This window comes from Caballeronia sp. LZ033, assembly GCF_031451265.1.
Taxonomy (GTDB): domain Bacteria; phylum Pseudomonadota; class Gammaproteobacteria; order Burkholderiales; family Burkholderiaceae; genus Caballeronia.
In genome coordinates, this window is sequence record NZ_JARUXQ010000002.1 from 365,922 (window position 1) to 391,674 (window position 25,753).

Consider the following 25,753-nt stretch of genomic DNA (forward strand, 5'->3'; position numbering starts at 1 on the left):
ATAACAAGTTTTTGAGGATCGACATGTCCCTGCTCCTGAATTTGATCCGACAGTCGCGCTGGATCCTGCTGCTGGCGCTGATCATCAGCGTCGTCGGCGGCTTCGCGAATGCGGGTCTCGTGGCCATCATCAACCAGGCGCTCGGCGCCACGCCCGAACGGCTGCCCACGCTGGGCTGGCAGTTCCTGCTGCTGGCGCTCGCGGTGCTCGTCACGCGCACGCTGTCGCAGACCGCCTTCGTGCAGCTCGGCCAGAACACCAAGGCCGCATTGCGCATGCGGACCATTCACAGCGTCACCGAGGCCTCGTACCAGAACCTCGAACGGCAAGGCGCATCCAGCGCGCTGACGGTGCTGACTTCGGACCTGGACACCATCGTCGTGTTCTTCCTGAGCCTGCCCTCGCTCGCGATGAACGGCTCCATCGTGATCGGCTGCCTGGCTTATCTCGGCTTTCTGTCGTGGCAGGTGCTGGTGTTCGCGGTGGTCACGGTGGTGATCGGCTCGCTCGGTTTCCATCTGGCCAACACGCGCGCGATGTTCCATCTGCGCAGCTCGCGCAATCGCGAGGACGATCTCGTCAAGCATTTCCGCGCGCTCTTCGACGGCGCCAAGGAACTGAAGCTGCATCGCCGCCGCAGGACCGCGTTCGTCGATGACGCCATCGCCGCGAATGTGGAAGCCGTGCGCGTGCAGCGTACGCGCGGCTATGTGCTGTACACGGCGGCGGCCAGCTGGGGCAGCATGATCCTGCTGGCGTTCATCGGCTGCGTGCTGTTCGTGCTGACGCGCTTTCATGCGGTGGACGTGCACGTGCTGTCCGGCTATGCGGTCGTGTTCCTGTACATGATCATGCCGATTGAAGGCCTGCTGTCGTCCATTCCGTCGCTCAGTTCGGCGAAGGTCGCGCTGGAACGCATCGACAAGGTGAACCGCGACCTGCCGAAGGAAAACGTCGAGCCCTCGGAAGCGGCAACCGCGTTCGACAGCATTGCGCTCAACAACATCACGCACAGCTATTTCCGCGAGAAAGAGAACGAAGTGTTCAAGCTCGGTCCCGCGAACCTCGCGTTCAAGCCGGGTGAGCTGGTTTATCTGATCGGCGGCAACGGCAGCGGCAAGACCACGCTGGCCAAGCTGATCGTGGGCCTGTATGCGCCGGAGACCGGCACGGTGGAACTGAACGGCCGGCCGGTGAACGAGGCGGACCGCGAGCGCTATCGGCAGCATTTCTCGGTGGTGTTCAACGACTTCTTCCTGTTCGACGAACTGCATGGCTTTGCCATCGACGGACTCGACGCGCAGGCGCAGGAGCTGCTCGAACTGCTGCATCTGGAGCACAAGGTGACGATCCGCGACGGCCGGTTCTCGACCACGGATCTCTCGCAGGGCCAGCGCAAGCGTCTTGCGCTGCTGGTGGCGTATCTGGAAGACCGTCCGTTCTATGTGTTCGATGAATGGGCCGCGGATCAGGATCCGGCCTTCAAGGACGTGTTCTACCGGCGGCTGTTGCCCGACCTGAAGGCGCGCGGCAAGACCGTGCTGGTCATCACGCACGACGACCGCTATTTCTCGCTGGCGGACCGCTATATCAAGCTGGATTACGGCCAGATCGCCGCGACAGGCGACGGACGCGAGCTCGCGCAGCATTCGCTCGACGCGGCCGCCTGAACCCCACATTTCCCTGCAGTGCTGCAAAGAACCACGTAACGCGAACATGCCTGTGCTGAGTATTTCGAAGACCGCCCGGAAGCTGGCGGCAATGTGTGGCGGCGCCGTGCTGCTGGTGCTGGTGTCGGGGTGTCATACGCCGGCGGAACAAGCATCCGGCGCGGCCTACGACGTGACGATCAAGCGGACCCCGGACGGCGTGCCGCATATCGATGCCGCCGACTGGGGCAGCCTCGGCTATGGCGTCGGCTTCGCGCAGGCGCAGGATGCGCTGTGCACGCTGTCCGATGCCTTCGTCACCTGGCGCGGCAAGCGGTCGGCGAACTTCGGCGCGGAAGGGCATCCGCCGGGGCCATCGACCTTCGGCCGGCCCGCCAATCTCGATGCCGATTTCTTCTTCCGCTCGGTGATCGATCATGACGCGGTGACGCGTTTCCGCGATGCCCAGCCGCCGCGCGAACGTGCGCTCGTCGCGGGCTATGCGGATGGCTACAACCGCTATATCGACGAGCTTCATGCGGGACACTTTCCGGGCGCGCATGCAAGCTGTGCGGGCGCGCGCTGGGTCACGCATATCGATACCGACGATCTGTATCGACGTTTCATCGCCGCGAATCTGGCGGGCGGCACGATGCCGTTCCTGCGCGGCATCGCGCGGGCGCAGCCGCCGGGGGCTGCGGGTGCAGCAGCGACGGGCGGCGAGGTTGCGACGCTCGCCAGCGCCAATGGACTCGCAATAGGCGGGCAGGCCGGCATCGGCAGCAATGCGCTGGCGTTCGGTGCGGCCAGCACGAAGGACGGCCAGAGTCTGCTGTTCGGCAATCCGCACTGGTTCTGGCAAGGTCCGGACCGGTTCTATCAGATGCAGCTGCGCATTCCGCAGCAGATGGATGCGGCGGGTGCGGCGTTCCTCGGCGTGCCGATGGTGATGATCGGCTTCAACGAGAACATTGCGTGGACGCATACGGTGTCGAGCGCGCGGCGCTTCGGCATCTTCCAGTTGTCGCTCGTGCCGGGCGCGCCGACGCACTATCGCTACGAAGGCCGCGATGAAGCGATGCGCGCCGTGCCCGCCACCGTGCAGGTGCGCGACATGAAGACCGGCGCGCTCGCGCCCGTCACGCGCACGCTGTACCGGACGCGCTTCGGGCCGGTGGCGGATCTGTCGTCGCTGTCGCCGGCGCTGGCGTGGAACGGCGAGCATGCGTTCGCACTCGCCGATGTCAACGCCGACAACCCCGGCACCTTCTCCAACTTCCTGCAATGGAATCAGGCCAGCTCGCTCGACGATTTCATCGCGACGCAGAAGCACGCGGCATCGATGCCATGGGTCAACACGTTCGCCATCGGGCGCGGTAGCGCCGATGTCTGGTTCGCGGATATCGGCGCCGTGCCGGGCGTGACGGATGCGCTTGCCAACGCCTGCACGACGCCTGCGGGCCGCGCGGTGGATGCGCGCCTGCCCGGCGTGCCGTTCCTCGACGGTTCGCGCGCGGCGTGCGACTGGACGGCGCGAAAGCTGTCCGGCGCAGTGCGCACGGGCCGCATGCCGGTTGCATCGATGCCTGAGTTGCGGCGCGCGGACTATGTCGGCAACTTCAACGGCAGCTACTGGCTGACGAATCCGCACGCACCGCTGACGGGCTACGCGCAGGTGCTCGGGCAAACGGGCACGGTGCAGTCCCTGCGCACCCGCCTGGGACATGGCATCGCCGCGCAGGCCATGTCTGCACCCGGCGGGGTCGATCGCGCGGCGCTGGAGCGGACGGTGCTGGCCAGTACGTCGATGTCCGCGCAGTTGTTCCTGAAGCCCGTGACCGATGCGGTCTGCAAGACGGCCATCGTGCGCGTGACGGCGGACCCGGCGAAGCCGGATCAGGCGCAGGAGGTGGATATTCGCGCTGCCTGCGCGGCGCTGCGGCAATGGGATGGCACGGCGAATGTGAATGCGCGCGGCGCGAATCTGTGGGATGCGTTCTGGCAGCGCGCTGCGTCGATGCCGGCGCTCCAGCATTACACGACGCCCTTCGATGCCGCGCATCCGCTCACCACGCCCGATGGCCTCGACACGTCGAATCCCGCGACGGTGCGGGCGCTTGGCGATGCGCTCGGCGGCGCGGTGCTGGCGTTGCGTGCGAATGACTTTGCCGTCGACGCGACGCGCGGCGAGATGCATTACATCAGCGACGGAGCCCGGCGCATTCCGCTGTACGGCGGCTGTGATCTGCAAGGCTATTTCACGGTGGCGTGCGCGATGCAGCCGCTCAACAAGACCGGTGAGTCGCTGGACAGCGATGCCCATGGCAACAGCTATATGCAGGTCGTGAGCTTCGGTGCGGAGGGTCCGCAGGCGGACACGATGCTGACGACCGGTGTATCCGAAGATCCGGCGTCGCCGTGGTATCGCGCGACCACACGCGTCTATGCGCAGAAGACCTGGACCCGCTTCCCGTTCAGCGAGCAGGCGCTGGACGCGATTCCCGATGTGACGAAGACGGTGCTGACGGGGGCGCGGACGGCGGCGCGGTGAGACCTGCCGCCGTCACCACGCAACCGTCTTGCCGTTGCGATCGACATAGCGCAGCCCCGGCTTGCCCTGCGCATCGATGATCACGCTGACCACGTCGGGAATGGTGTCGGCCATCGTGAATGGCGCGTCCGGTCCACCCAGGTCCGTGCGAATCCAGCCTGGCGCCATCAGGAGCAGTGAGCGTTGGCTGTTCGCTTGCCGGGCGGCATAGCTGCGCATGAACATGTTCAGCGCGGCCTTCGAACCTCTATAGAGCTCACGCCCGCCTTTCTCATTGCCCGCCACGCTGCCCTGTCCCGAGGACATGACGCCGATCAAGCCGCCTTCCGCGACGAGCGGCTCGAGGGTTTCAACGGCGCGCATGGGACTGAGCGCGTTCGTGACCATGACCCTGATGAATTCTTCCGTCGTGATCTCCGCAATCGTATCTTCGTGCTGCTCGTTGGCGGTGCCCGCATTCACGAAGAGCGCATCGAAACGTCGTGGGGCCAGCCGATCGCGCAGCGCGGCCAACTGGTCCGGATCCGTGATGTCGACGGATTCGATGGTCACGTTCTCCGGGTGATCATCCGCGAGGGCGTGCAGTGCCGTTCTGGCATGGCCGCGCACCGTGCCGACGACGTTCCAGCCGCGCTTCACGAATTCCTCCGCCATTGCATGGCCCAGGCCGCGCGAGGCGCCGATCAGCAGGATCGAGGGTCGTGGGGATTTTGCATCGCTCATGAGTGTTTCCGGTGGTGAGGATGCGTCCAGTATCGGCGCCGCTGCCGTCGTGCGCCAGACGCGTGGCGTGCACAATGGTGTTGCACGCCGCGCCACGCCGGCCGTGCAATCCACCGAACGCAGTCATGACCGATATCGACCTGAATCTTCTTCCGGCGCTCGATGCCTTGCTCGACGAATGCAGCGTGACGGCTGCGGCGCGGCGCCTCGGCCTGAGCGCTTCCGCGATGAGCCGTACGCTTGCCCGCCTCCGATCGATGACCGGAGATCCCTTGCTGGTGCGCGCGGGCAACGGACTGGTGCCGACGCCGCGCGCCATGGCGATGCAGGACCGGGTGCGCGATGTCGCCCGGGATGCCCGGACATTGCTTGGCCCGCAGGCCACCGAGGTCGATCCCGCCACGCTTGCGCGGACCTTCGTCGTGCGGGCGAACGAAGGCTTCATCGCACTGCTTGCCGCGGCGCTGGTGACCACGGTCGCGCGGGAGGCGCCGCGCGTGCGGCTTCGTTTCGTTCCCCGCGTGGTGAAGGACGCGGTGTCGCTGCGCGAAGGGCAGGTCGATCTCGAGATCGGAGTGCTCGGGCAATCCGCACCCGAAGTCCGGACCCGGTCGATCTTCCGGGATCGCTTTGTCGGCGTGGCGCGTATCGGCCATCCGTTGCTGCGGGATCCCGTCACGCCCGCGGCATACGCTGCCTGCCAGCATGTCGTTGCTTCGCGCAAGGCCGACTTCGAAGGCCCTATCGACCGGGCGCTGGCCGAATTCGGGCTCAGGCGGTCCATCGTGGCCGTCGTGCCCGGTTTTCCCGATGCGTTACGGATCGCCCGCGACTCGGATGTGCTCGCGCAAGTGCCGCGCAGCCTGATGCGCGGACGCTTGCCCGGTGCGGCCGCGCTTGCAGAGGGCCTCGTCGCTTTCGAACTGCCGGTGCTTGCGCCGGAGATCGTGGTCTCCGCCATGTGGCACCCCAGGATGGACCGCGAACCCGCGCACAAGTGGCTGCGCGACATCTTCATTTCCGTTTGCCGCGACGCGCTCGACGAGTGATCGCGTAGACGGTTGCGCGGGATCGTGTCGTTCCCGCTTCCCGCTTCCGATGTGCAGCCAATGCCATCAGTTTTGTTTATCGGACGACGCTGCAAAAAGGACATCGCTCCGGGCCCTGGTGCGATGCCGGAATCCCTTCTCATGCCGTCGAACAGCGGCACACCCCTGTGCCGCTTCTTGCCGCTGCGCTCTTTGCCATGGGTAAACCCTAGCCTGCTTACGATCCCCGATCTGGCTAACGTCCGCCGTTTGCAAGCAAGATCAAGAGGGAAGCATGCGTCTGGGTTGGTACTCAAGCCTCAAGCCGGTCGAGCGGCGAACGTTCTGGGCGTGTTTCGCCGGATTCGGTCTCGATTCGATGGATTCGAGCATTTTCTCGCTGGTCATCCCCGCGCTCATCGCCACCCTCGGGCTCACGCATCCTCAAGTGGGCTATCTGGCCACGGCGGCGCTGATCGGCACCGCGATCGGCGGCTGGGGCGCGGGTATTCTCGCCGACAAGATCGGACGCGTGCGCATCCTGCAATTCACCATCGTCTGGGTGGCCATCACGACCATCGCGGCAGCCTTCGCCAGCACCTTCCCGGTGCTGTTCGGCATCCGCTTCCTGCAAGGCCTGGGCTACGGCGGTGAAGCGGCGGTCGGCGGCGTGCTCATCAGCGAAGTGATCCGTCCCGTGCTGCGCGGCCGGGTCGCCGCTGCCGTGCAGAGCGGTTATGCGCTGGGCTATGCGTTGTCGGTGGCGTTGCTGCCGGTCATCGCGTCACTGTTTCCCGAGCAGTTCGGCTGGCGCGTGTTCTTCGCGCTCGGCGTGGTGCCCGCCATCCTCGTGTTCTTCATCCGCCGGCTGGTGCCCGAATCGGGCGTCTATGCGGAAGCCAAGGTGGCCCGCGCCAACGGCGTCTCCGCCAGCCCGTTCTGGGAAATCTTCGCGACCCGCCATCTGCGCCGCACGCTGGCCGCCGTCATCATGGCGACCGGCATCTTCGGCGGCGCGTATGTGATGATCACCTGGCTGCCCACGTACCTGCGCACCGCGCTGCATCTGTCGGTCGGATCGAGTGCGGGGTATCTGGCGTGCAATATCCTGGGGTCGCTGGTCGGTCCGCTGCTGTACGGGCTGCTCTCGGACCGGCTGGGCCGGCGGCCCGCGTTCATGACCTTCCTCGTCCTGCAGGCCATCAACGTGGCCATCTATCTGCTCGCGCCGATCGGCGCCGGCGTGACCGTCATTCTCAGCTTCTTCCTCGGTGCGTTTCAGGGCGCGCTGGCGTCGGGCATGCTGCCGACCTTCGCCGAACTGTTCCCGACCACCATCCGCGCGAGCGGTCAGGGATTCTGTCTGGGCGGCGGGCGTGGGTTCGGATCGGTCGTGCCGGCCACGGTCGGGCTGCTTGCCGCGAACCTGCCGCTCGGTACTGCAATGGGGACGTGCGCGCTGTGCGCGTATGGCGTCGCGTTCATCGCGGCCGTGTTCCTTCCGGAAACGAGCGGCAGCAACCTGCATGAGGCGGCGAGTGAGCACGCCGCGCCGGTCGAGACGCGTGCGCCAGAAGCACGTCTGGATCGCGAGCAGGTGTGAAGCCGGACGGCGCACCATCCGGCTTCGATCTCACAGGTGATAGAAGCCGTCGCTGACCGAGTTCTGCAGCGAGCCGTCGACGTACACGGAGACCGGCTCGCCGTCGGGCGAGACGAGAATCGCGCCCTTGGGCTGTTGTCCGGGCAGCTTCATGCGGCCGCCGTGGATGTCCTTCATCTGCTGGCTGTCGAGATCGACGGCGACGGGAATGTCGCTGATGGTCAATAGGTTCATGGTTGCGCTCCTGGCAAGGTTGAAAAGAGAACACATGGGCGGCCGGTCGCTTGCAGGAGCCGATGCATTTGTTATGCCATTCGCGCGGGCCGTGCTCGCCGTGCTCTCCGTGCATGAAGCACGCGGTCGTGTGGGCCGGCAACCACCATTCGCCGTCTTCCGGTCAGCGGCGCGCCAACAGTGTGGCGTTTTCAGTCGAGCGGGATGGCGAGGTGTTCGAGCACCGCGTCGAGGCTTCGGATGGAACCGGCGCGCGGCTGGGCGCCACGGTCGAGATGCAGCGCCGCGAGCCCGCTGCGGGTCGCGCCGAGATAGTCGTCCGCATAGGTGTCGCCGATCATCAATGCCTCGTTCGGGCGCACGTCGAGCGTGCGGCAGACGAAGTCGAACAGGCGCGGGTCGGGCTTGACATGGCCGACTTCGAACGACCATGCATGCGCATCGAGGGGGAAGGGCAACAGCGCCTGCAACGGCGCCGCATAGGGAAGCGCCAGGTTCGACGCGACAGCCAGCGCATAGCCCTGCGCGCGCAAGGCCCGCAGCACGCGCGGCACTTCCGGATAGAGACGGATGCTCGCGAGTTCCGCCTGGAGGTCGCGCTCCAGCGCATCGATACCGTCGAGCCCGACATTCAGTGCTGTGGCTGCATCACGCAGCGACAACGGAGCGCTCATCAGCTGCGCGCGCGCTTCGAGCCGGTCCGGTTGCGGCTGCGCGAGCCGTAAGAGCCGCGCATAAGGCCGTCGCGGGTCGCCGATCTCGCACAGCGTGCCGAATGCATCGAAGACCACGGCCTTGATGGTCATGACCGCGTTACTCCTGCGTCGCCTGGGCTTCGCGGCGGCGGCGCTTGCGTTCACGCTTGTCTTCGTACATGGCGGTATCGGCGAGCGCGATGGCCTGATCCGCGGTCACGAAACGCACGGCGACCACGCCGACACTCAACCCGGCGTGTTCGCCGTATGCGCTCGTACCGTTGCCCGCTTCCATGATGCGCGCGCGGATTTCTTCGGCGATGCGATGCGCTTCGTCCGCATCGAGAGCGCCTGGACCGACGAAGGCGAACTCGTCGCCGCCGATGCGCGCGAGCATGTCCGTGTCGCGCGTGACGCCGGACACCAGGTTGGCGCACTGCTTCAGATGGCTGTCGCCCGCGGCATGGCCGAACTCGTCGTTGATCTTCTTGAAGTCGTCGAGATCGATCATGCCGACGAGCACATACGAGCCGTCGCGGGCCGCGCGCGCGAGCAGCCGCCCGAGTTCGTCCTGCATGGCGCGGCGATTGGGCAGTCCGGTGAGCGCGTCCGTCAGCGCGAAGCGTGTCAGATATTCGTTGGAACGGCGCAGTTCGCCCATCAGGCGTTCACGTTCCACGTGCTGGGCGATGATCTTCGAGAACAGGTTGAGCGCACTGCGCGCGCGCGGACCGATCGCCTTGCTGCGGCGGCTCGCGGCGCACAGCGTGCCGATGACCGCGCCATTGCTGCCGCAGACCGGCGCGCTGGCGTAGGTCTCGATGCCGAGCGCCTTCGCTGCCTGGGAATCGCCCCAGATCTCGCTCACATTGGAGGTGAAGCGGCGTCCTTCGTCGATGCAGCGCCGGCACAATGTGTCCGACCACGGCACTTCGAGGCCTTCGCTGATGTCGAGATCGCCGGAGTTGCGCGCGAAGTCGACGGTCTGGATGCCGGCGGCCTCATCGATGGACGTCAGGTAGACAGACTCCAGACCGGTGACGATCTCGAGCATTTCGAGGAGTGGCCGGGTGAGTTGTTCGAGACTTTCTGCCGCGGCCACCGTTTCCGACAGCCGCTCAAGCATCGATTCCATGGATCCTGTCCGCGAGTCTTGGGGAAGCAGGATTGTAAACGGGAAAGAATGGAGCTTGCAGGGCGGGGCGGCTTTGCGTGCCCTTGGAGACCGTCAATCGATCATGCCGAGCGCGGCTGCGGCGAGTCTTCCCACGTCGAGCGTGCTGCCCGGGTGGCCGCCGTCTTCGAGTATCCAGGCCGTCGACAGACCGGTCCATGCGAGCACCCATTGCAGCAGACGTCGTCGTTCGAGATTCGCCGCATCGGCGACTTGATCGATGCGCCGCGCGAAGATGCCCGGCGTCAGCGCGCTCTCGGCGTCGGGATTGCAGAAGAGATTGGCGTAATCGAAGGTGCGTTCGCCGTGCAGTCCTTTCGGGTCGATCGCGAGCCAGCCGAGCGGCCCGAAGTCGAGCACGTTGCCGTGATGGATATCGCCGTGCAGGACCGTGATATCGCGTGGTAGGCGCAGTAGTTCGTCGGCGGTACGCGCACAGTGCTCGAACAGGCGGCCATGAGTGCTGGCTCCGGAGAGCAAGGCATTGAACCATTGCTTCAACGGCGCCAACGCAGGAAGCGGCTCTGAACGAGGCCCGTGCAGGCGTGAAGCGGCGGCACACAGGATGCGGGTCGCCTCATCATCGCGGCCTTCTTTCACCATCTCGGTCAGCGAGGTTGAGCCTTGCGCACGCACCATCAGCAACGCTTCGCTGTCGTGAGCCAGCACGGGCGCTGCGCCGCCGCCGCGCCACCACGCCATGACTGCGCCTCCTGCCTGTTCTTCGGGCTCGGAAGAGATCTTGAGGATGGCAGGTGTATCACGGTGGCGTACCGGAACAAGACAGGCATTCCGGGAAGAGAAGGGTTCGCCGTCTATCGTGAGCTCCCATCGCTTCAGGTATGGCTCGAACATGCTGGAGTGTCTTTCAGGTTGTGCCATGAGTCGATCGGTGGAATGCGAGGGCGAGATTTCATTCAACCCCCCTCCCATTCTGCACTTCATTCACAGGCTGATTGAAAAGTTATGTCGGCACCTTGTAATTTGCAAATCGTGAGCTAACGTTTCCGATAGGATGCCGATTCAACCCGGTAGGCCGCCTTCTTCCTCAACCGATTCGAACGGCTCAAGCGGACGGGACGATGTGTGCCCAGCGCCCCGTCATGTCCCGTGGGACCGAGCCTGACGACGGAGGTTGAAATGCGAGCAAAACCCACTCTGCTGTGTGCATGCGTGTTGATGGCGTTTTCAAGCGAAGTGCTGGCGGAAAGTGTCAGCATCTCCAGCAACAATTCCACGCTGAAGGTCACGCGCGATGATCCCATCTATAACCTCGCGCTACCCAGCGACCCCGTGCAGTTGTTGAGAACCCTCGAATGGACCGTCGATGGACGGCGCATCCTGGTCTATCCCTCGGGGCCGTCGAGTTTCCTCGATCTCGGCCACATGCATTCCAATGCGCACGTTGGTGCGAATCAGATCCACGTGCAAGGCTTGATGCTCGGCTATGTGACGGGCGCCAATGCAGCCACGGTCGTGGGCGGCGTGGTTTATACCGTCGAGGGCGACACATCCGGGTCGCTCAGTTCGCGCATCACCGAAAAGGTCGATATCCTGAACAAGACCTCATCGCCCATCACGCTCTCGATGACCGGCCTCGGCTTCAAGCCGACCCAGGCGAGCCTCGAAGTGCCGAACTACAGCGGACTGGATGTCACCGGCACGACCGTCGCGGTCATCACGAATGGCCCGATCACCGAGACGCCGCCGCCGTTCGGCCAGGTGACGGTGCTGCCGGTCGTGTCGTTCACCGGCTTCAATCCGTTGTTCAACAAGGACGTGTCCGTTCCGCCCGGATCCACCTTGTCGATGATCACGGAGCTCAAGGTGTCGCGCGCAAGCAAGCTCCAGGAATTGCTGCGCGACACGCTGCCCGACCGCTTCAAGAACTCGCCATTCCTGAATAGTCCGTTCATCCGCCTGCCTTGAACTGCTTCACAACCCGGACGCGCGCAAGGCAATCGTTTGCCGATTCATGCATGGGCGGCGCACTTTACAAAACGCACGAGTGTGCCGCTTCTTACTCTGCTGATAGCTTCCGGCATCGCGAAGGAACGCGCCGGTCACGGCTTCATTGCTATGTGTGAAATCGAACGGATTAAATCGGCCTTGGAAACGTAGGATATAAGGTTTCACGCGGTAGCTCCGACCAAGCGGATCTGCTTGAACGGACACATCTGCACGTGCTTTAGCGCGAAGCTCGGCGCACTTAAGCATCCACTGCTAAAGCGCTTACGGCATTGTTACGAAGACTGCGTCGCGTTTGCGTAGCATCATATGAACAAAGACTCACCGCACGTCCTTGCCACGCTTGGGAAACAAGCATGCGCCACGTGCTAAACAACGGTCAGGCGCGATCGCATGACACGGGTTATCTCAGGCTTTCCGGCCACATGACAACTTTGTTAAAAGAAATAGTTACCTGTCGTGCCGTGTCTAATGCATCGATTATTGTTTAATCAGATCCGCAAAGATAATAAATCTAACACCGCAGGCTTCCTCTTAAAAGCGCGCTCTGACTTGATAATTGATATTCAACCAGACGGTTTTTAGAAATGCGTGAATCAAGCTCCGCCCCTGACGCTCGCGCAGGCCCCGAAAGCCCCGCCACAGCGGCCCCGCGTGCCGCGTCCAAGGTAAGAAATTACAATGACGCACTGCATCAGCGCATAAGCAACCCACCCACAAGCGCTTATACCGATGCGCTAAAAAAAGTTATCGGCTCACGGTTTTCCGTCTTGTAGACGTAAAAAGTCTGTGCTCTAATGCTGCCGAAATCATCAGGCAAACAAACGTTCACGAGACACACTTCCGCCTGATTCAAGCAAGTAATTTTTCCTCCATGCAGGCCATTACCTCCGACCAGGGTAGTGCTCATGGCCCTTGAGGAAACGGGGACGAGCGCTGACTCTGCTTTTCGGTGTTCTTCATGGCGGCTTGCTGTTCGCGCAAGGCTCGCTCGACCCTTCGTGTGGGGTAGTCCGGTTCCACGAAAGCTAAAGAAACATGCCCGCGCTGACGTTAGCCAGCGTCAGCGGGAAGGCGTTCGCGCGTCCTTTGCACCACAACGTTGCGTTCTCCACCGGCTTTTGCACGTCGTACCCAGGCTCGCGGGCAATGCGGGTAGTCAGTCATCTAAACAGAGTCAAGCGTCTCCGGAGAGATCCATGTCGAACAGTTTGCAAAAGTGGGTGGGCCGCAACCGTCCGCCGCGTGTCCAGATCACCTATGACGTCGAAGTCGGCGATGCCACCGAAAAGCGCGAGCTGCCGCTCGTGGTGGGCCTGCTGGCCGACCTCTCGGGTCAGCCGGAAACGCCGCTGCCCAAGCTCAAGGAGCGTCGCCTGGTCGAGATCGACCGCGACAACTTCGACGAGATCATGGGCAACATCGCCCCGCGTCTCGACCTGTCCGTGCCCGACACGATGAAGGGCGAGGGCAACCTCAAGGTCGAACTCAAGTTCGAACAGTTCTCCGATTTCCATCCCGAAAGCATCGTCAACCAGGTTCCGCGTCTCGCGAAGCTGCTCGAAGCGCGCCAGCAACTGCGCGATCTGCTCGGCAAGCTCGACGGCAACGACGAACTCGACTCCATGCTCGAGCGCATCGTCCTGAGCAGCGAAGAACTGAAGGCGGTTCAGAGCCAGGCGCAAGCCAGCGCCACGCCGGGCGCCTGAGACAGCCACAGGCCTCAGGCCCCAACCCGCATAGCAGACGCGATCGGGACGAGAAGCGTCCGATCGTGAGCGCAACGAACTTGCAAAGGTGATTCAGATGGAAAGCACGACTGCAGCCGGCGCGGCCGGCAGCGAAGCCCGGACGCTCGACGCGGCCACCGCCGAACTGAGCCTCCTGGAGCGCATCGTCCAGGAAGGCAACATGGCCGTGGAGCCGTCGCAAAGCGGCTACGCGAAGAAACTGATTGGCCAGCTCGCATCGCAGATCCTCGACGAAGGCATGCGCACGAGTCCGGACAAGAGCGTCGTCGCGATGATCAACGAGCGCGTCGCGGAAATCGACCAGTTGCTCACGGACCAGCTCAACGCGATCATGCACGACCCGGCATTCCAGGCGCTCGAAGCGTCGTGGACCGGCCTGCACGACATGGTCTACGGCACGGAAACGGGCCCGCAGCTGAAGCTGCGCCTCTTGAACGTGACCAAGAAGGAACTGCTGAAAGACCTCGAAACCGCGGTCGATCACGACATGAGCACGCTCTTCAAGAAGGTCTATGAAGACGAATACGGCACGTTCGGCGGCCTGCCGTACTCGCTGTTGATCGGCGACTACACGTTCGGCCGACATCCGCAGGACATCGCGCTGCTCGAGCGCATCTCGAAGGTGGCCGCCGCCGCGCACGCACCGTTCGTCGCAGCAGCGGCGCCGAGCCTGTTCGACCTGAAGTCGTTCACCGAACTCGGCGTGACGCGCGATTTGTCGAAGGTCTTCGAAAGCGCCGAACTCGCCGGCTGGCGCAGCTTCCGCGATTCGGAAGACTCGCGTTATGTGTCGCTCGTGCTGCCCTCGTATGCCGCACGCCTGCCGTATGGCGCGCAGACGAATCCGGTCGACAGCTTCAGCTTCGAGGAAGACGTCGACGGCACCGAGCACGGCAAGTACCTGTGGGCCAACTCGGCCTATCAGCTCGGCCTGCGCATCACGGATGCCTTCGCCAAGTACAACTGGTCCACGGCGATCCGCGGCGTGGAAGGCGGCGGCAAGGTGGAAGGCCTGCCGGCGCACGCGTTCAAGACCGGCGAGGGCGACATCGTCCTCAAGTGCCCGACGGAAGTGACCATCACCGACCGCCGCGAGAAGGAACTGAACGACCTCGGCTTCATCGCGCTGGTGAACTCGAAGGGCTCGAACTCGGCGACATTCTTCGGCGGCCAGACGACCAACCGTCCGAAGGTCTACAACAAGGACTCGGCCAACGCCAACGCGCAACTGTCCGCGCGTCTGCCGTACGTGCTCGCGGCCTCGCGTTTCGCGCATTACCTGAAGGTGATGATGCGCGACAAGATCGGCAGCTTCCAGACGCGCAGCGACATCGAGTCGTATCTGAACAACTGGATCGCCGACTACGTGCTGCTGAATCCGTCGGCTTCGCAGGCGCAGAAGGCGCGCTTCCCGCTCGGCGAAGCACGCGTGGACGTGACGGAAGTGCCCGGCAAGCCGGGCGCATATCGCGCCACCTGCTTCCTGAAGCCGCACTTCCAGATGGAAGAGCTGACCGCTTCGATTCGCCTGGTCGCGGAACTGCCCGCAGCCGCAGCGTGATGGCACGGCGTGCGGTTCATGCCGCGCGCCGACCCGATTCCACTTCATTGATAACAATTGGTCATGGATACGATTCTCCTCAAGATTGACAAGATCAAGGGCAACAGCGCGCTGACCGGCCACGCCGACCAGATCATCCTCAGCAGCTATTCGTTCGGCATCCAGCTGCCGATGAACCCGGATCCCTCGGCGACCGAACGTACGCTCGGCCGCGCGATGTTCAGCGAAGTGCATTGCACCAAGATCACCGATCTGGCCACGCCGTCGCTGTACCGCGCGTGCGCCGCCGGCGACAAGCTGGGCGACGCGACCATCAGCATCGGCCGCACGGAAAACGGCAAGTTCATGGAGCTGATGACCTACGTGCTGACCGACGCGATGATCTCGAACGTCAACACGTCGGGCGCGGGCCAGCCGAGCGATGCATTCGCGATCGGCTACTCGAAGATCACGGCGGTCTACACGCAGCAGAAGACCGACTCGACGCAGAAGGGCAAGACGTCGTTCGGCTGGGATGTCGCCGCCGACGCCGACGCTGCGCCTGCCGCAAGCTGATCCTGTCCCAACGCGGCGCGCCTCGCACCAGCGAAGCGTGCCGCGCAGTCGTGGTTTTCTGGAGTACGCGCGCCATGCCGGCAGCAAGCGGTTCACCGATGCCTCTGTTCGACCGCCTCGCCGGCGACGGCGAGGCGCAGCTCTCGGGCGCCGATGCGCTGCGGGAGTCGGTCGCGCGCGAACTCGGCCGCTTGTTCAATACGCGCTCGCCGTTGACGCTCGACGCCTTCGCCGCCAGCGACGGCACCGTGCTCGATTACGGCCTGCCTGATTTCTCCGATCGCTCGCTGCAATCGGCGTTCGACCGCGAGGCCATCGCCGTTGCGGTGAAGCAAGCCATCGCGCGCTTCGAGCCGCGTCTCGTCAATGTCAGCGTGAAGTTCGACGCGCGCGCCGTGGTCTCGGTGGGCGGCGAGCTGCGCGCCGGCCGCAACGTCCAGCACGTGGCCTTCGAACTGGCCGCCGACGGCGACGCCTTCGCCGTCCGCGAAGCGGAAGCGGTCTGACATGGCCCCCGACGACATCCTTCAGTACTACAAGCGCGAGCTGTCCTATCTGCGGATCCAGGGCGCGGACTTCGCGCGCCGCTATCCGAAAATCGCGGCGCGGCTTGCGCTGCATGGCACGGAATCGCTGGACCCGCATACCGAACGCCTGATCGAGGCCACGGCGTTTCTCGCCGCGCGCGTGCATCGCGACCTGGATCAGGAGTTTCCGCAAGTGGCGTCGGCGCTGCTCGACAACGTCTGTCCGACGCTCGTGCAGCCGGTGCCGTCGATGACGGTCGCGCACTTCGAACTCGATCCGAGCCAGGGCAAGGTGACGGCCGGTTTCGCCGTGCCGCGCCATACGGCTTTGCAGGCCCATACCGAAAGCGGCGACGTGTGCCGCTTCCGCACCGCGTGGGATACCACGCTGTGGCCGCTCGTCATAAGCCGCGCGCAGTTCGGCGACGACGCTACGCTGCGTCTCACGCTCGAATGCACGGGCGGCGCGGACTTCAGCGAACTGGAACTGACGCAGTTGCGCGTGCATCTGCATGGCGACTGGATGGTGACGATGCCGCTCTACGAGCTGCTCGTGTCCGGCGTCGCCGATGTCTCGGTGCGGCCCGAAGGCGCGCGCGCCGCGACGCTGCTGCCCGCGCGCGCGTTCCGCGAAGTGGGCTACGGCGAACACGACGACGTGCTGCCGCGTCCGCCGAACGCGCAACCGGCCTACGCGCTGATGCAGGAATACTTCGCGTTTCCGCGCAAGTTCCATTTCTTCGACCTGCATCATCTGCAAGGGCGTCTCGGCCGTGGCCGAAGCTGCGAAATCATCCTGCACCTGACGCGCGCGCCGCGCGGTCTCGGCATGCTGAACGCGGGCAATTTCCAGCTGGGCTGCACGCCGGTCATCAACCTGTTCTCGCAGACGAGCGAGCCGATCGTCGTCGATCAGCGTCATTACGAATACCGCCTCGTCGCCGATCAGCGCCGCGAGTCGATCACCGAGATTCATTCGGTGGTCTCGGTCGTCGCGTCCGATCCTTCGCTGGAACGCGCGGAAACCGTGCCGTGCTTTTCCGCGATCGACCACGTCGAAGCCGATGGCGAAACCGTGTTCTGGTCGGCGCGGCGCGAGCACAGCCTGCGCGAGAACGTGCAGGGCACCGACACCTTCCTGAGCTTCGTCAACGCGGCCAGCGCGCTCGCCGAACCCGGCGCGCCGGTGGTCTACGCGAACGTGCTCTGTACCAACCGGCGCCTCGCGGAACACGTGCCGATCGGCGCGCGCATGTTCGTCGAAAAGGTTTCGCAGAACGCCCGCGTGCGCTGCCTGTACGAGCCCACCGCGCAGCGCAGTCCGGCGCTCGGCAGCGAAACGCTGTGGCGCCTGATCTCGCTGCTCACTTTGAACTATCACTCGCTGGTGAGCGGCGCGACGGGCCGCGCGCAGTTGCAGGAAATGCTGCGCCTGTTCGCCGCCGAAACCACCCGCGAGCAGGAACAGATTCGCGGCATCCGCAGTGTTGAGGCGCGCAGCGTGACGGCGCACGTCGGCAGCGACGCGTGGCGGGGCTATTGCCGTGGCACCGAAGTGGCGGTCGAGTTCGATCCTGACACCTTCGTGGGCGGCTCGCCGCTGCTGATGGGCGCCGTGCTCGCGCGCTTCTTCGCGATGTACACCTCGGTCAATTCATTCGTGCGGCTGGTCGTGCGCCGCGGAGACGAGACATGGAAGCAATGGGAGCCGATGACCGGCTGCCAGCAGCTGCTCTGATCGCCCGTCTCCAGGCGAATCCGCAGCGTTTCGATCTGTTCCAGGCGATCAGTCTCCTGGAACGCGCCGTGCCGTCCGCGCGTCCGCTCGGGCGCGGCAACGGTCTTGGCGAAGGCGTGCGGCTGACGGGGCATGTGTCGCTCGCGTTCGAACCGAGCGATGTGCGCCGCGTGCAGGCGCACACCGCAGCCGATGCCGCCACGCCCGACTACACGCCGCGCGCTGCCTGGACGCTGACCACGCCGGTGCTCACGCTGGCGGGTGCGAACGGTCCGCTGCCGGTGTCGTTCACGGAACTCGTGCTGGAACGCCGCGCAAAGCGCGATCACGCGACCGCCGACCTGCTCGACATCTTCAATCACCGCTTCCTGTCGTTCCTGTACCGCAGCCGCAAGAAGCACGCGCCGGGTCTGAACTGGCGTTCGCCGCATGCATCGGCGCTGGCGGGGGCGCTCGACGCACTGTCGAATCTCGGCTTGCGCGCGGGCGTGCGCGGCCCGGAAGGCGTGCGGCTCTGGATGCGTCACGCGGGCCTGATGAGCGCCGCGCCGCGTTCGATGAGCGGTCTCGTCGCGCTGCTGTCCGACCGGCTTGGCCTGACCGTGCGCGGCACGCAGTTCGAAGGCGGCTGGCGCGAACTGGATCGCGCGGATGCGCTGCGCCTTGCGCGCGCCGGCTCGGGTGCGCCGCGTCTCACGTCCTTCACCGTGCTCGGCCAGCGGACCTGGGATCAGGCGAGCGGCATCAGTCTCGTGTTTCCTGATCTGTCGAAGGAACACTTCGACGCGCTCCTGCCCGGCGGACGCCTTCACGCGCTCGCTGCCTGGCTGACGCGCGCGTATCTCCAGCAGGACCTCGAGGTGCATTTCGTTCTGCATCTCGCGCCGCAACGCACTGCCTGCGAGGCCGGCGGCCCGCGTGCGTCCCGCCTCGGCTGGACCTCGTGGCTCGGCGGTTCGCGCGGGTCCGATCACGCGCCGGCTCCGGTGCGCCTCGCCCTGCGCGAGACGCCCGCAGCCGCGCCGACGAACTCCTGAAGCGCATGGACATCGATATCCGCACCTTGTTGGGCCGTCTCAATCCCGAATGCAAGCTCGCCATGGAGCAGGCCGCGCAACTGTGCGTGCGCCAGACCCATTACAACGTCGATGTCGAGCATCTGCTGCTGGTGCTGCTCGAAGCCGACGCCCCCGACCTGAAGGCGATCCTCGGGCACTTCGGCATCAAGCCGGAGACGCTGACGGCGCAGCTGCAAAAAGCCGTCGATGCCTTCAAGCGCGGCAATGGCCGCACGCCCGCGCTGTCGCCGAACTTTTCGCCGCTGTTCCAGGAAGCGTGGCTGCTCAGCTCGATGCTGCTCGGCGAACAGCAGATCCGTTCGGGCACGCTGGCGCTCGCGCTGCTCGAAGTGGACAGCCTGCGCGGCATGCTGCTCGAATCCGCGCCCGCGTTGCTGAACATCCCGCGCGCGAACCTGCGCGAGCGGCTCGCGGCGATTCTTGCGGGATCGGCGGAAGATGCGGGCGGCGCACAAACGCCCGCTGCCGCACCCGATGCCCAAACGGCGAAAGCCATGCCGACCATGGCGCCGAACGCGAACGGCCGGCAGTCGGCGCTGGACCAGTTCACCGTCGACATGACCGGTCTCGCGCGCGAAGGCAAGATCGATCCGATCCGCGGCCGCGACAGCGAGATCCGTCAATTGATCGACGTGCTGCTGCGCCGCCGCCAGAACAACCCGATCCTCACGGGCGAGGCGGGCGTCGGCAAGACGGCGGTGGTCGAAGGCTTCGCGCAGCGCATCGTGCAGGGCGACGTGCCGCCCGCGCTCGTCAACGTCTCGGTGCGTTCGCTCGATCTCGCGCTGTTGCAGGCCGGCGCGGGCGTGAAGGGCGAATTCGAGAACCGGCTCAAGTCCGTGATCGCGGAAGTGAAGGCGTCGCCGGTGCCGGTGATCCTGTTCATCGACGAGGCGCATCAGCTGATCGGCGCGGGCGGCAGCGAAGGGCAGGGCGATGCCGCCAATCTGCTCAAGCCGGCGCTGGCGCGCGGCGAACTGCGCACGATTGCAGCCACCACGTGGGCCGAATACAAGAAGTACGTCGAGCGCGATCCGGCGCTCGCGCGGCGCTTCCAGGTGGTGAAGGTGGAGGAGCCGAGCGAGGCGGTCGCCATCGACATGCTGCGCGGCATGGTACGCAAGCTGGAAGAACATCACGGCGTGGAAATTCTCGACGACGCCGTGCGCGACGCCGTCAAGCTGTCGCATCGCTATATCTCGGGACGGCAGTTGCCGGACAAGGCGATCAGCGTGCTCGACACGGCCTGCGCGCGCGTCGCGATCGGCCAGAACGGCGTGCCGGAGGACATCGAGGCGCTGGGCCGCTCCATCGATACCGCCGAGAACCAGTTGCGCATCTATCGCCACGAAGCGGCGACGGGCACGGACCGCGCGGAAGCCATCGCGGCGCTGTCGAAGACGCTGGAAGAGGAGCGCACGCAGCGCGCGCGCCTGACCGACAAGCTCGCCACCGAAAAGCGCGCTGTCGATGAAATCCTCGCGTGGCGCAAGAAGATCCGCGATTTCGTCGAGCAGGACACGCCCGCTGCACACGAGGACGGCGACGACGCCGAGTCGCTGACCGCCAATCTGTCGCGTCTGGAGAAGGGTCTCGAAGCGGTGCAGAACGACGAGCCGCTGGTGCCGGTGTGCGTCGATTCGGAGACGGTCGCCAAGGTCATCTCGGGCTGGACCGGCATTCCGGTGGGCCGCATGCTCGCCGACGAACTGCATACCGTGCTGTATCTGCAGGACAAGCTGGCGGAACGCGTCGTGGGGCAGGACGAAGCGCTCGACGCCATCGCGCGCCGCGTGCGCACCTTCCGCGCCGATCTCGACGATCCGGGCAAGCCGGTCGGCGTGTTCATGCTGGTGGGGCCGAGCGGCGTCGGCAAGACGGAGACGGCCTTTGCGCTCGCGGACATGCTGTATGGCGGCGAGCGCAACATGATCACCGTGAACATGTCGGAGTTCCAGGAGGCGCACAGCGTGTCCGGGCTCAAGGGTGCGCCGCCGGGCTATGTCGGCTACGGGCGCGGCGGCGTGCTGACGGAAGCGGTGCGGCGCCGTCCGTACAGCGTCGTGCTGCTCGACGAAATGGAGAAGGCGCACCCGGACGTGCTGGAACTCTTCTTCCAGGTGTTCGACAAGGGCGTGATGGAAGACGGCGAAGGCGTGCCGATCGACTTCAAGAACACGCTGATCCTGCTCACCTCGAACGCGGCGCAGGACGTCATCACCGACGCCTGCCGGGGCGGCCGCCGTCCGCCGCCGGAAGAGATCATCGAGAAGCTGCGCCCGGCGCTGCTGCGCCAGTTCAGCCCGGCGTTCCTCGGCCGGCTCGTGCTGGTGCCTTACTACCATCTGGGCGACGCGCAGATCAACGCGATCGTGACGCTCAAGCTGGAGCGCATCGCGAAGCGCTTCGAGCGCAATCATCATGCGCCGCTGACGTGGGACGAGAGCGTCGCCACGCTGATCGCGCAACGCTGCAAGGAAGTGGACAGCGGCGCGCGCAATGTCGATCACATCCTGACGCAGGCCGTCTTGCCGGAACTCGCGCAACAGGTGCTGGAACGGATCTCGATCTCCGAGCCGTTCGGCGGCGTGCATCTGACGCTGTCGGCGGCGGACGAGATCGTGTTCCGCTTCGCCCCGGCGGAGGCGTAAGCGCATGTCCACGCCGACCCAGACCAACAGCTTCGCCACCGTCTCCACGCCGTTCGGAGCCGATGTGCTGCTGCTCGACGGTTTCGGCGGACACGAGGCGCTGTCGGAGCTGTTTCGCTTCGACCTGCGGATGCGTTCGACGGAGATGTCGCTGGATGCGGCGCAGATCGTCGGCAAGAGCGTCACCGTGACGCTCAAGGACGGCAGCGGCACGCCGCGCTGCTTCAATGGCATCGTGACGCGCTTCGCGCATGCGGGCGCGGATGGCAATCACGCGTTCTATTCCGCCGAACTCGCGCCGCGCCTGTGGCTGCTCGCGCTCGGCCAGGACCGCGTGATCTGGCAGAACAAGACGCCGCTCGACATCATCAAGCAGCTGCTCAACACGTATGCGGTGACCTTCGCGGACCGCACCAAGAGCGCGGGCAGCACGGCGCGCGAATATTGCGTGCAGTACGACGAGAGCCCGTTCGCGTTCATGTCGCGGCTGATGGAAGAGGAAGGCATCTTCTTCTTCTTCGAGTTCGCGGCGGACCAGCACACGCTGGTGCTCGCCGACGACACCTCCGCGCACCTCGACGGCCCCGTGAGCACGCTTTACTACATGCCCGAGAGCCAGGTGTCGCAGGCGCAGCATCTGGGCCGCTTCTCGATGTCGCAGGGCGTGACGGCGGGCGAGCACATCACGGGCGACTACGACTACACGGCGCCGGACGTCGCGCTGCTGACGACGGACAAAGGCAGCTCGACCATCCAGACCGCGCCGCGCTACCTATTTCCGGGCAAGTACACGGACACGACGCGCGGCGGCGCGCTGATCGGCACGCACCTGAAGGCGCATACGCTCGAAGCGCAGACCGGCCATGGCGAGGGCGGCTGCTACAGCCTCGCGGCAGGCGCGAAGTTCACGCTGAGCGGCCATCCGAGCGCCGCGCTCAACACCAGCTATGTGGTGCGCGTGGTGCGGCACACGGCGTCGAACGCGTCGTATCGCAATACCTTCGACGTGTTCCCGGCCACCGTGCCGTTCCGCGCGCCGCACGCGAGCCGGCGTCCGCTGGTGGCCGGTACGCATACGGCGAAGGTCGTCGGGCCGTCGGACGAGGAAATCTGGACCGACTCGCAAGGTCGCGTGAAGCTCAAGTTCCACTGGGACCGCTCCGCAGGCTCGAACGAAGACAGCTCGTGCTGGGTGCGCGTGGCGCAGTCGATGGCCGGCGCGGGCTGGGGACACCTGTTCCTGCCGCGCATCGGCCAGGAAGTGGTGGTGAGTTACGTCGACGGCGATCCGGACCGGCCCATCGTCACCGGCTGCGTCTACAACGGCCAGAACGCGCCGCCCGTCACGCTGCCGGCCAACCAGACGCAGAGCGTGATCCGCTCGCGCTCGTCGAAGAACGGCGCGGCGGGCAACGAGATCCGCATGGAAGACAAGCTCGATGCCGAAGAGCTGTTCTTCCACGCGCAGAAGGACATGAAGGTCGATATCGAGAACGCGCTGACCACGACGGTCAAGGCGGGCGCGGAAACCCACACGGTGTCGAAGGGCGACCGCACGGTGGCGGTGAGCGAAGGCAACGAAACGCACTCGGTGAAGGGCAAGCGCACGCTCTCCGTGACCGGCGACGAAGCGCACACCAACGACGCGAAATTCACGCACACCGTGAGCGGCGACCACGCCCACACGGTGAATGGCAATTACACGCTCAAGGTCGGCGGCAATCTGACGATAGAGGTGACAGGCTCCGTCAGTATCAAGGCCGGAACCTCGTTCGCGACCGAAGCGGGCACGACGCACGCCAGCAAGGCGGCGACGACGCTCAGCACCGAGGGCGCGATGATTTCGCACAAGGCTTCGGCGACGCAGACCGTCGAGGCATCGGCGCAGCTGGCCCTGAAGGGCGGCGTCGTGCAGTTGAACTGAGGCGTGTGATGAAGGAAGCCGCTGCGGTGGACACCACCCTGGTCGAAACGCGCGATGCGCTCGGCAATCGGGTCGGCCACATGCACTTCGCGAACGGCGTGCCGCATGGCGAGGCCATGCAGTGCACGCCGGAAGGCACGACGCTGCTGCGCGCGATGTACGCGCACGGCGTGCTGGACGGCCCGACGCAGACCTTCGACGCGGAAGGCGCGCCGGTGCAGGCGTCGCACTATCGCGGCGGCAGGCTGGACGGCGTGATGTCGCTGTATCAGGACGGGCGGCTCGCGGCACGTCAGCACTATGTGCTCGGTGTGCTGCACGGCGAGAGCGTGACGTATGCGCCGTCGGGTCTGGTGACGTCGCGGATGAAGATGGAAGCGGGCAAGCCCGACGGCGAAGCGGTGTTCATGCACGACGGCGTGGTCACGCGCCGCGTGCGCTACGCGCGGGGCCAGTTCGAAGGCGAGACGCGCGAGTACGACATGCACGGCGGGCTCGCGGCGAGCCTGCCGTATCGCGCGGGACTGCTGCACGGCACGGCGCGCCGCTACGCGCCGGACGGCGCGGTGACGCACGAGCGCAGCTACAAGCTCGGCAAGCCGCAAGGCGAATGGCGCGCGGTCGAGGCCGGGGCGCAGCCCGGCGACGGCGCGCGCGGTCCGCGTCTGGTGAACAAGCTGGAAAAGTGGGTGCGCGGCTGATCGGCCCGCACGAGAACGAGGAACAGGGACATGGGAATCCAGGTGACAGCGGGGGCGACGTTGCAATGCAGCTTTGGCGCGGCGCCGGGCACGCTGCAGGTGCTGCCCGTGAACCGCGTGCTGTGCGGCACGCCGGCGGCGACCATCATGGACAACGTGCCGATGGTCAACGTGCTGCCGTTCGGCACCTGCACCTCGATGGCGAATCCGGTCGTGGCCGCCGCGACGGCCGCCGCGCTCGGCGCGCTGACGCCGATGCCGTGCGTGCCCGCCACCACCGCGCCGTGGGCGCCGGGTTCGCCGACGGTGCTGATCGGCTCGCTGCCCGCGTTGCAGAACTCTTCCAAATTGATGTGCATGTGGGCCGGCGTGATCCAGGTGGTCGCGCCCGCCCAGGTCACGACGATGACCGCCTGAGGACCGACGATGCAATACGTTTTTTCGATGACCTCGCGCATGGTGACAATCGCCGCGGCGAGCGCGTTGCTGCTGTGTGTGCTGCTGTTCCTGCTGGGCGTCGAGATCGGCGCGCGCATGGGGCATCCGGCGGCGGTGTCGGCAAGCCCAACGCCCGCCATCGCCGCGTCCGCGCCCACCGACCTGTTGCCGCCGCAGGATCCGTCCGCGGCGTCGAGCGCTTCTGCTTCTTCCAATTGAGACCGTCTTTCATGCCGTTGACCTTCATCCGCCTGCTTTCGACACACCTTCGCCGCATCGGCGCGCTGGCCGCCGCCGTGCCGATGCTGTTTGCCATGGCAAGCGTGTTCGCTGCAACGCCTCCGCTCGCCGCTCCCGTAACGACAGCCGCACCCGCCGCACCGCAGACACTCACCTCGACCGGCCTCGTGCAGATGCCGGACGGACGCCTGCTCGCGCCGGAATTCGCACGCATCATCGGGCGCGGTGAACTGGTGGTCGCGGTGCTGAGCGTCGATCAGCCGCCGTTCTTCGAAGAGAAAAACGGCACGCTCACGGGCCTCGACATCGATCTGGCCAAGGACATCGCGCAAAAGCTGCGCGTGAAGGTCCGCTTCAACCGCGACGCGAAGACCTTCGACGAAGTCGTCGATCTGCTGGCGCGCGGCCAGGCCGATATCGCCGTGAGCAAGCTCTCCCGCACGCTGACGCGCGCGACGGTGATCTCCTTCAGCACGCCCTATCTGCGCCTCGAACGCGCGCTGCTGCTGAACCGCGTGAAGTTCGCGCAACTGGCGCACGGCCGCTCGGTGCCGGAAGTGATCCGCAACTACGACAGCACCATCGGCGTGGTCGCGAATTCGTCGTATGCGGGCTATGTGGTCAATAACTTCCCGCATGCGCAGGTGCGCAGCTTCGCGACCTGGGAAGACGTGCTGAAGGCGCTCAATGCCGGCGAAATCACCGCCGCTTACCGCGACGAGTTCGAAGTCAAGCGCGTGCTCAAGGTCGATCCGACCGCTTCGCTGCGCCTGCGCGTCGTGACCTTGCAGGACCTCGAAGATACGCTCGCCATCGGCGTGAATGTGAACGCCCCGGCGCTGCTGTCCTTCATCAACCAGTTCCTCTCGGAACGCAGCGTGAAGCTGAACGTGAGTTCGGTACTTCAGGCGGCGGACCACTGAGCGTTGGCGGTACGCGACGAGACCATAAGACTTCCCTAAG

At 65.4% G+C, this 25,753-nt stretch carries 22 protein-coding genes; 17 read left to right on the plus strand and 5 right to left on the minus strand.

All coding sequences use genetic code 11. The annotated features are described in order from the left end of the window. Positions 1–23 precede the first annotated feature (23 nt). Together QCE62_RS17150 and QCE62_RS17155 are read left to right on the plus strand one after the other, a co-directional pair. The gene (locus tag QCE62_RS17150; RefSeq protein WP_309920751.1) at positions 24–1,670 is read left to right on the plus strand and encodes a cyclic peptide export ABC transporter; all 1,647 of its coding nucleotides are present in this window, start codon (positions 24–26) and stop codon (positions 1,668–1,670) included. A 46-nt stretch (positions 1,671–1,716) separates the two neighbouring features. After that, positions 1,717–4,200, plus strand: coding sequence for a penicillin acylase family protein (locus QCE62_RS17155; RefSeq protein WP_309920754.1), 2,484 nt, complete (start codon positions 1,717–1,719; stop codon positions 4,198–4,200). A gap of 12 nt (positions 4,201–4,212) precedes the next feature. Here the strand turns inward: QCE62_RS17155 and QCE62_RS17160 are convergent, their stop codons facing one another. Further along, positions 4,213–4,923: an SDR family oxidoreductase gene (locus tag QCE62_RS17160; RefSeq protein ID WP_309920756.1), complete on the minus strand. Its 711-nt coding sequence runs from the start codon at positions 4,921–4,923 to the stop codon at positions 4,213–4,215. A 125-nt stretch (positions 4,924–5,048) separates the two neighbouring features. On the opposite strand from QCE62_RS17160, the gene QCE62_RS17165 reads away from it, so the two are divergent. Beyond that, complete coding sequence (locus tag QCE62_RS17165; RefSeq protein ID WP_309920759.1) at positions 5,049–5,972, plus strand: LysR family transcriptional regulator; 924 nt, start codon at positions 5,049–5,051, stop codon at positions 5,970–5,972. Positions 5,973–6,246: 274 nt separating this feature from the next. Continuing rightward, on the plus strand, positions 6,247–7,554 hold the full coding sequence (locus QCE62_RS17170; protein WP_309920763.1) for an MFS transporter: 1,308 nt from the start codon (positions 6,247–6,249) through the stop codon (positions 7,552–7,554). 30 nt (positions 7,555–7,584) lie between these two features. Here QCE62_RS17170 and QCE62_RS17175 read toward each other — a convergent pair whose 3' ends face one another. From QCE62_RS17175 to QCE62_RS17190, 4 genes are all read right to left on the minus strand, one after another. Further along, the gene (locus QCE62_RS17175) at positions 7,585–7,788 is read right to left on the minus strand and encodes a hypothetical protein (protein ID WP_309920766.1); all 204 of its coding nucleotides are present in this window, start codon (positions 7,786–7,788) and stop codon (positions 7,585–7,587) included. Between the two features lie 191 nt (positions 7,789–7,979). After that, entirely contained in the window at positions 7,980–8,594 is a 615-nt protein-coding gene (locus QCE62_RS17180) for an HAD family hydrolase (protein ID WP_309920769.1), read from the minus strand. A gap of 7 nt (positions 8,595–8,601) precedes the next feature. Then, the gene (locus QCE62_RS17185) at positions 8,602–9,618 is read right to left on the minus strand and encodes a sensor domain-containing diguanylate cyclase (RefSeq protein WP_309920771.1); all 1,017 of its coding nucleotides are present in this window, start codon (positions 9,616–9,618) and stop codon (positions 8,602–8,604) included. Positions 9,619–9,711: 93 nt separating this feature from the next. Beyond that, positions 9,712–10,539 (minus strand): aminoglycoside phosphotransferase family protein, encoded by an 828-nt coding sequence (locus QCE62_RS17190; protein WP_309920773.1) that lies wholly within the window; start codon positions 10,537–10,539, stop codon positions 9,712–9,714. A 258-nt stretch (positions 10,540–10,797) separates the two neighbouring features. On the opposite strand from QCE62_RS17190, the gene QCE62_RS17195 reads away from it, so the two are divergent. The 13 genes from QCE62_RS17195 (at position 10,798) to QCE62_RS17255 (ending at position 25,713) form a co-directional block, all read left to right on the plus strand. Further along, entirely contained in the window at positions 10,798–11,586 is a 789-nt protein-coding gene (locus QCE62_RS17195; RefSeq protein WP_309920775.1) for a hypothetical protein, read from the plus strand. Between the two features lie 1,238 nt (positions 11,587–12,824). Further along, entirely contained in the window at positions 12,825–13,334 is a 510-nt protein-coding gene (gene tssB / locus QCE62_RS17200; RefSeq protein ID WP_309920777.1) for a type VI secretion system contractile sheath small subunit, read from the plus strand. Between the two features lie 97 nt (positions 13,335–13,431). Further along, positions 13,432–14,937: a type VI secretion system contractile sheath large subunit gene (gene tssC, locus QCE62_RS17205; RefSeq protein ID WP_309920780.1), complete on the plus strand. Its 1,506-nt coding sequence runs from the start codon at positions 13,432–13,434 to the stop codon at positions 14,935–14,937. Positions 14,938–15,000: 63 nt separating this feature from the next. Further along, entirely contained in the window at positions 15,001–15,492 is a 492-nt protein-coding gene (locus QCE62_RS17210) for a type VI secretion system tube protein Hcp (RefSeq protein ID WP_309920785.1), read from the plus strand. Between the two features lie 98 nt (positions 15,493–15,590). After that, positions 15,591–15,998: a type VI secretion system baseplate subunit TssE gene (tssE, locus tag QCE62_RS17215; RefSeq protein ID WP_409017867.1), complete on the plus strand. Its 408-nt coding sequence runs from the start codon at positions 15,591–15,593 to the stop codon at positions 15,996–15,998. Position 15,999: 1 nt separating this feature from the next. Continuing rightward, a complete protein-coding gene (gene tssF, locus QCE62_RS17220) occupies positions 16,000–17,757 on the plus strand; it encodes a type VI secretion system baseplate subunit TssF (protein WP_309920790.1) in 1,758 nt (585 codons plus the stop codon). Further along, positions 17,712–18,794, plus strand: coding sequence for a type VI secretion system baseplate subunit TssG (gene tssG / locus QCE62_RS17225; protein WP_309920793.1), 1,083 nt, complete (start codon positions 17,712–17,714; stop codon positions 18,792–18,794). Before tssF ends, tssG begins: the two co-directional genes overlap by 46 nt. A 5-nt stretch (positions 18,795–18,799) precedes the next feature. Continuing rightward, positions 18,800–21,487, plus strand: coding sequence for a type VI secretion system ATPase TssH (gene tssH, locus QCE62_RS17230; protein WP_309920795.1), 2,688 nt, complete (start codon positions 18,800–18,802; stop codon positions 21,485–21,487). Positions 21,488–21,491: 4 nt separating this feature from the next. Further along, on the plus strand, positions 21,492–23,411 hold the full coding sequence (gene tssI, locus QCE62_RS17235; protein WP_309920797.1) for a type VI secretion system tip protein TssI/VgrG: 1,920 nt from the start codon (positions 21,492–21,494) through the stop codon (positions 23,409–23,411). 8 nt (positions 23,412–23,419) lie between these two features. After that, the gene (locus QCE62_RS17240; RefSeq protein ID WP_309920800.1) at positions 23,420–24,112 is read left to right on the plus strand and encodes a toxin-antitoxin system YwqK family antitoxin; all 693 of its coding nucleotides are present in this window, start codon (positions 23,420–23,422) and stop codon (positions 24,110–24,112) included. Between the two features lie 30 nt (positions 24,113–24,142). Next, positions 24,143–24,529: a DUF4280 domain-containing protein gene (locus QCE62_RS17245; protein ID WP_309920802.1), complete on the plus strand. Its 387-nt coding sequence runs from the start codon at positions 24,143–24,145 to the stop codon at positions 24,527–24,529. 9 nt (positions 24,530–24,538) lie between these two features. Further along, positions 24,539–24,769 (plus strand): hypothetical protein, encoded by a 231-nt coding sequence (locus QCE62_RS17250; RefSeq protein ID WP_309920805.1) that lies wholly within the window; start codon positions 24,539–24,541, stop codon positions 24,767–24,769. Positions 24,770–24,780: 11 nt separating this feature from the next. Further along, positions 24,781–25,713, plus strand: coding sequence for a substrate-binding periplasmic protein (locus tag QCE62_RS17255; protein WP_409017869.1), 933 nt, complete (start codon positions 24,781–24,783; stop codon positions 25,711–25,713). Positions 25,714–25,753: the final 40 nt, after the last annotated feature.

Bases quoted from the DNA above. Each gene is read 5' to 3' on its own strand.
- QCE62_RS17160 (WP_309920756.1), bottom strand. From the start codon at position 4,923: ATGAGCGATGCAAAATCCCCACGACCCTCGATCCTGCTGATCGGCGCC.
- QCE62_RS17150 (WP_309920751.1), top strand. From the start codon at position 24: ATGTCCCTGCTCCTGAATTTGATCCGACAGTCGCGCTGGATCCTGCTG.
- QCE62_RS17255 (WP_409017869.1), top strand. From the start codon at position 24,781: ATGCCGTTGACCTTCATCCGCCTGCTTTCGACACACCTTCGCCGCATC.
- tssE (WP_409017867.1), top strand. From the start codon at position 15,591: ATGCCTCTGTTCGACCGCCTCGCCGGCGACGGCGAGGCGCAGCTCTCG.
- tssH (WP_309920795.1), top strand. From the start codon at position 18,800: ATGGACATCGATATCCGCACCTTGTTGGGCCGTCTCAATCCCGAATGC.
- QCE62_RS17245 (WP_309920802.1), top strand. From the start codon at position 24,143: ATGGGAATCCAGGTGACAGCGGGGGCGACGTTGCAATGCAGCTTTGGC.
- QCE62_RS17190 (WP_309920773.1), bottom strand. From the start codon at position 10,539: ATGGCACAACCTGAAAGACACTCCAGCATGTTCGAGCCATACCTGAAG.
- tssF (WP_309920790.1), top strand. From the start codon at position 16,000: ATGGCCCCCGACGACATCCTTCAGTACTACAAGCGCGAGCTGTCCTAT.
- QCE62_RS17180 (WP_309920769.1), bottom strand. From the start codon at position 8,594: ATGACCATCAAGGCCGTGGTCTTCGATGCATTCGGCACGCTGTGCGAG.
- QCE62_RS17240 (WP_309920800.1), top strand. From the start codon at position 23,420: ATGAAGGAAGCCGCTGCGGTGGACACCACCCTGGTCGAAACGCGCGAT.
- QCE62_RS17165 (WP_309920759.1), top strand. From the start codon at position 5,049: ATGACCGATATCGACCTGAATCTTCTTCCGGCGCTCGATGCCTTGCTC.
- QCE62_RS17155 (WP_309920754.1), top strand. From the start codon at position 1,717: ATGCCTGTGCTGAGTATTTCGAAGACCGCCCGGAAGCTGGCGGCAATG.
- tssC (WP_309920780.1), top strand. From the start codon at position 13,432: ATGGAAAGCACGACTGCAGCCGGCGCGGCCGGCAGCGAAGCCCGGACG.
- QCE62_RS17170 (WP_309920763.1), top strand. From the start codon at position 6,247: ATGCGTCTGGGTTGGTACTCAAGCCTCAAGCCGGTCGAGCGGCGAACG.
- QCE62_RS17210 (WP_309920785.1), top strand. From the start codon at position 15,001: ATGGATACGATTCTCCTCAAGATTGACAAGATCAAGGGCAACAGCGCG.
- QCE62_RS17175 (WP_309920766.1), bottom strand. From the start codon at position 7,788: ATGAACCTATTGACCATCAGCGACATTCCCGTCGCCGTCGATCTCGAC.
- QCE62_RS17185 (WP_309920771.1), bottom strand. From the start codon at position 9,618: ATGGAATCGATGCTTGAGCGGCTGTCGGAAACGGTGGCCGCGGCAGAA.
- tssI (WP_309920797.1), top strand. From the start codon at position 21,492: ATGTCCACGCCGACCCAGACCAACAGCTTCGCCACCGTCTCCACGCCG.
- QCE62_RS17250 (WP_309920805.1), top strand. From the start codon at position 24,539: ATGCAATACGTTTTTTCGATGACCTCGCGCATGGTGACAATCGCCGCG.
- tssG (WP_309920793.1), top strand. From the start codon at position 17,712: ATGGAAGCAATGGGAGCCGATGACCGGCTGCCAGCAGCTGCTCTGATC.
- QCE62_RS17195 (WP_309920775.1), top strand. From the start codon at position 10,798: ATGCGAGCAAAACCCACTCTGCTGTGTGCATGCGTGTTGATGGCGTTT.
- tssB (WP_309920777.1), top strand. From the start codon at position 12,825: ATGTCGAACAGTTTGCAAAAGTGGGTGGGCCGCAACCGTCCGCCGCGT.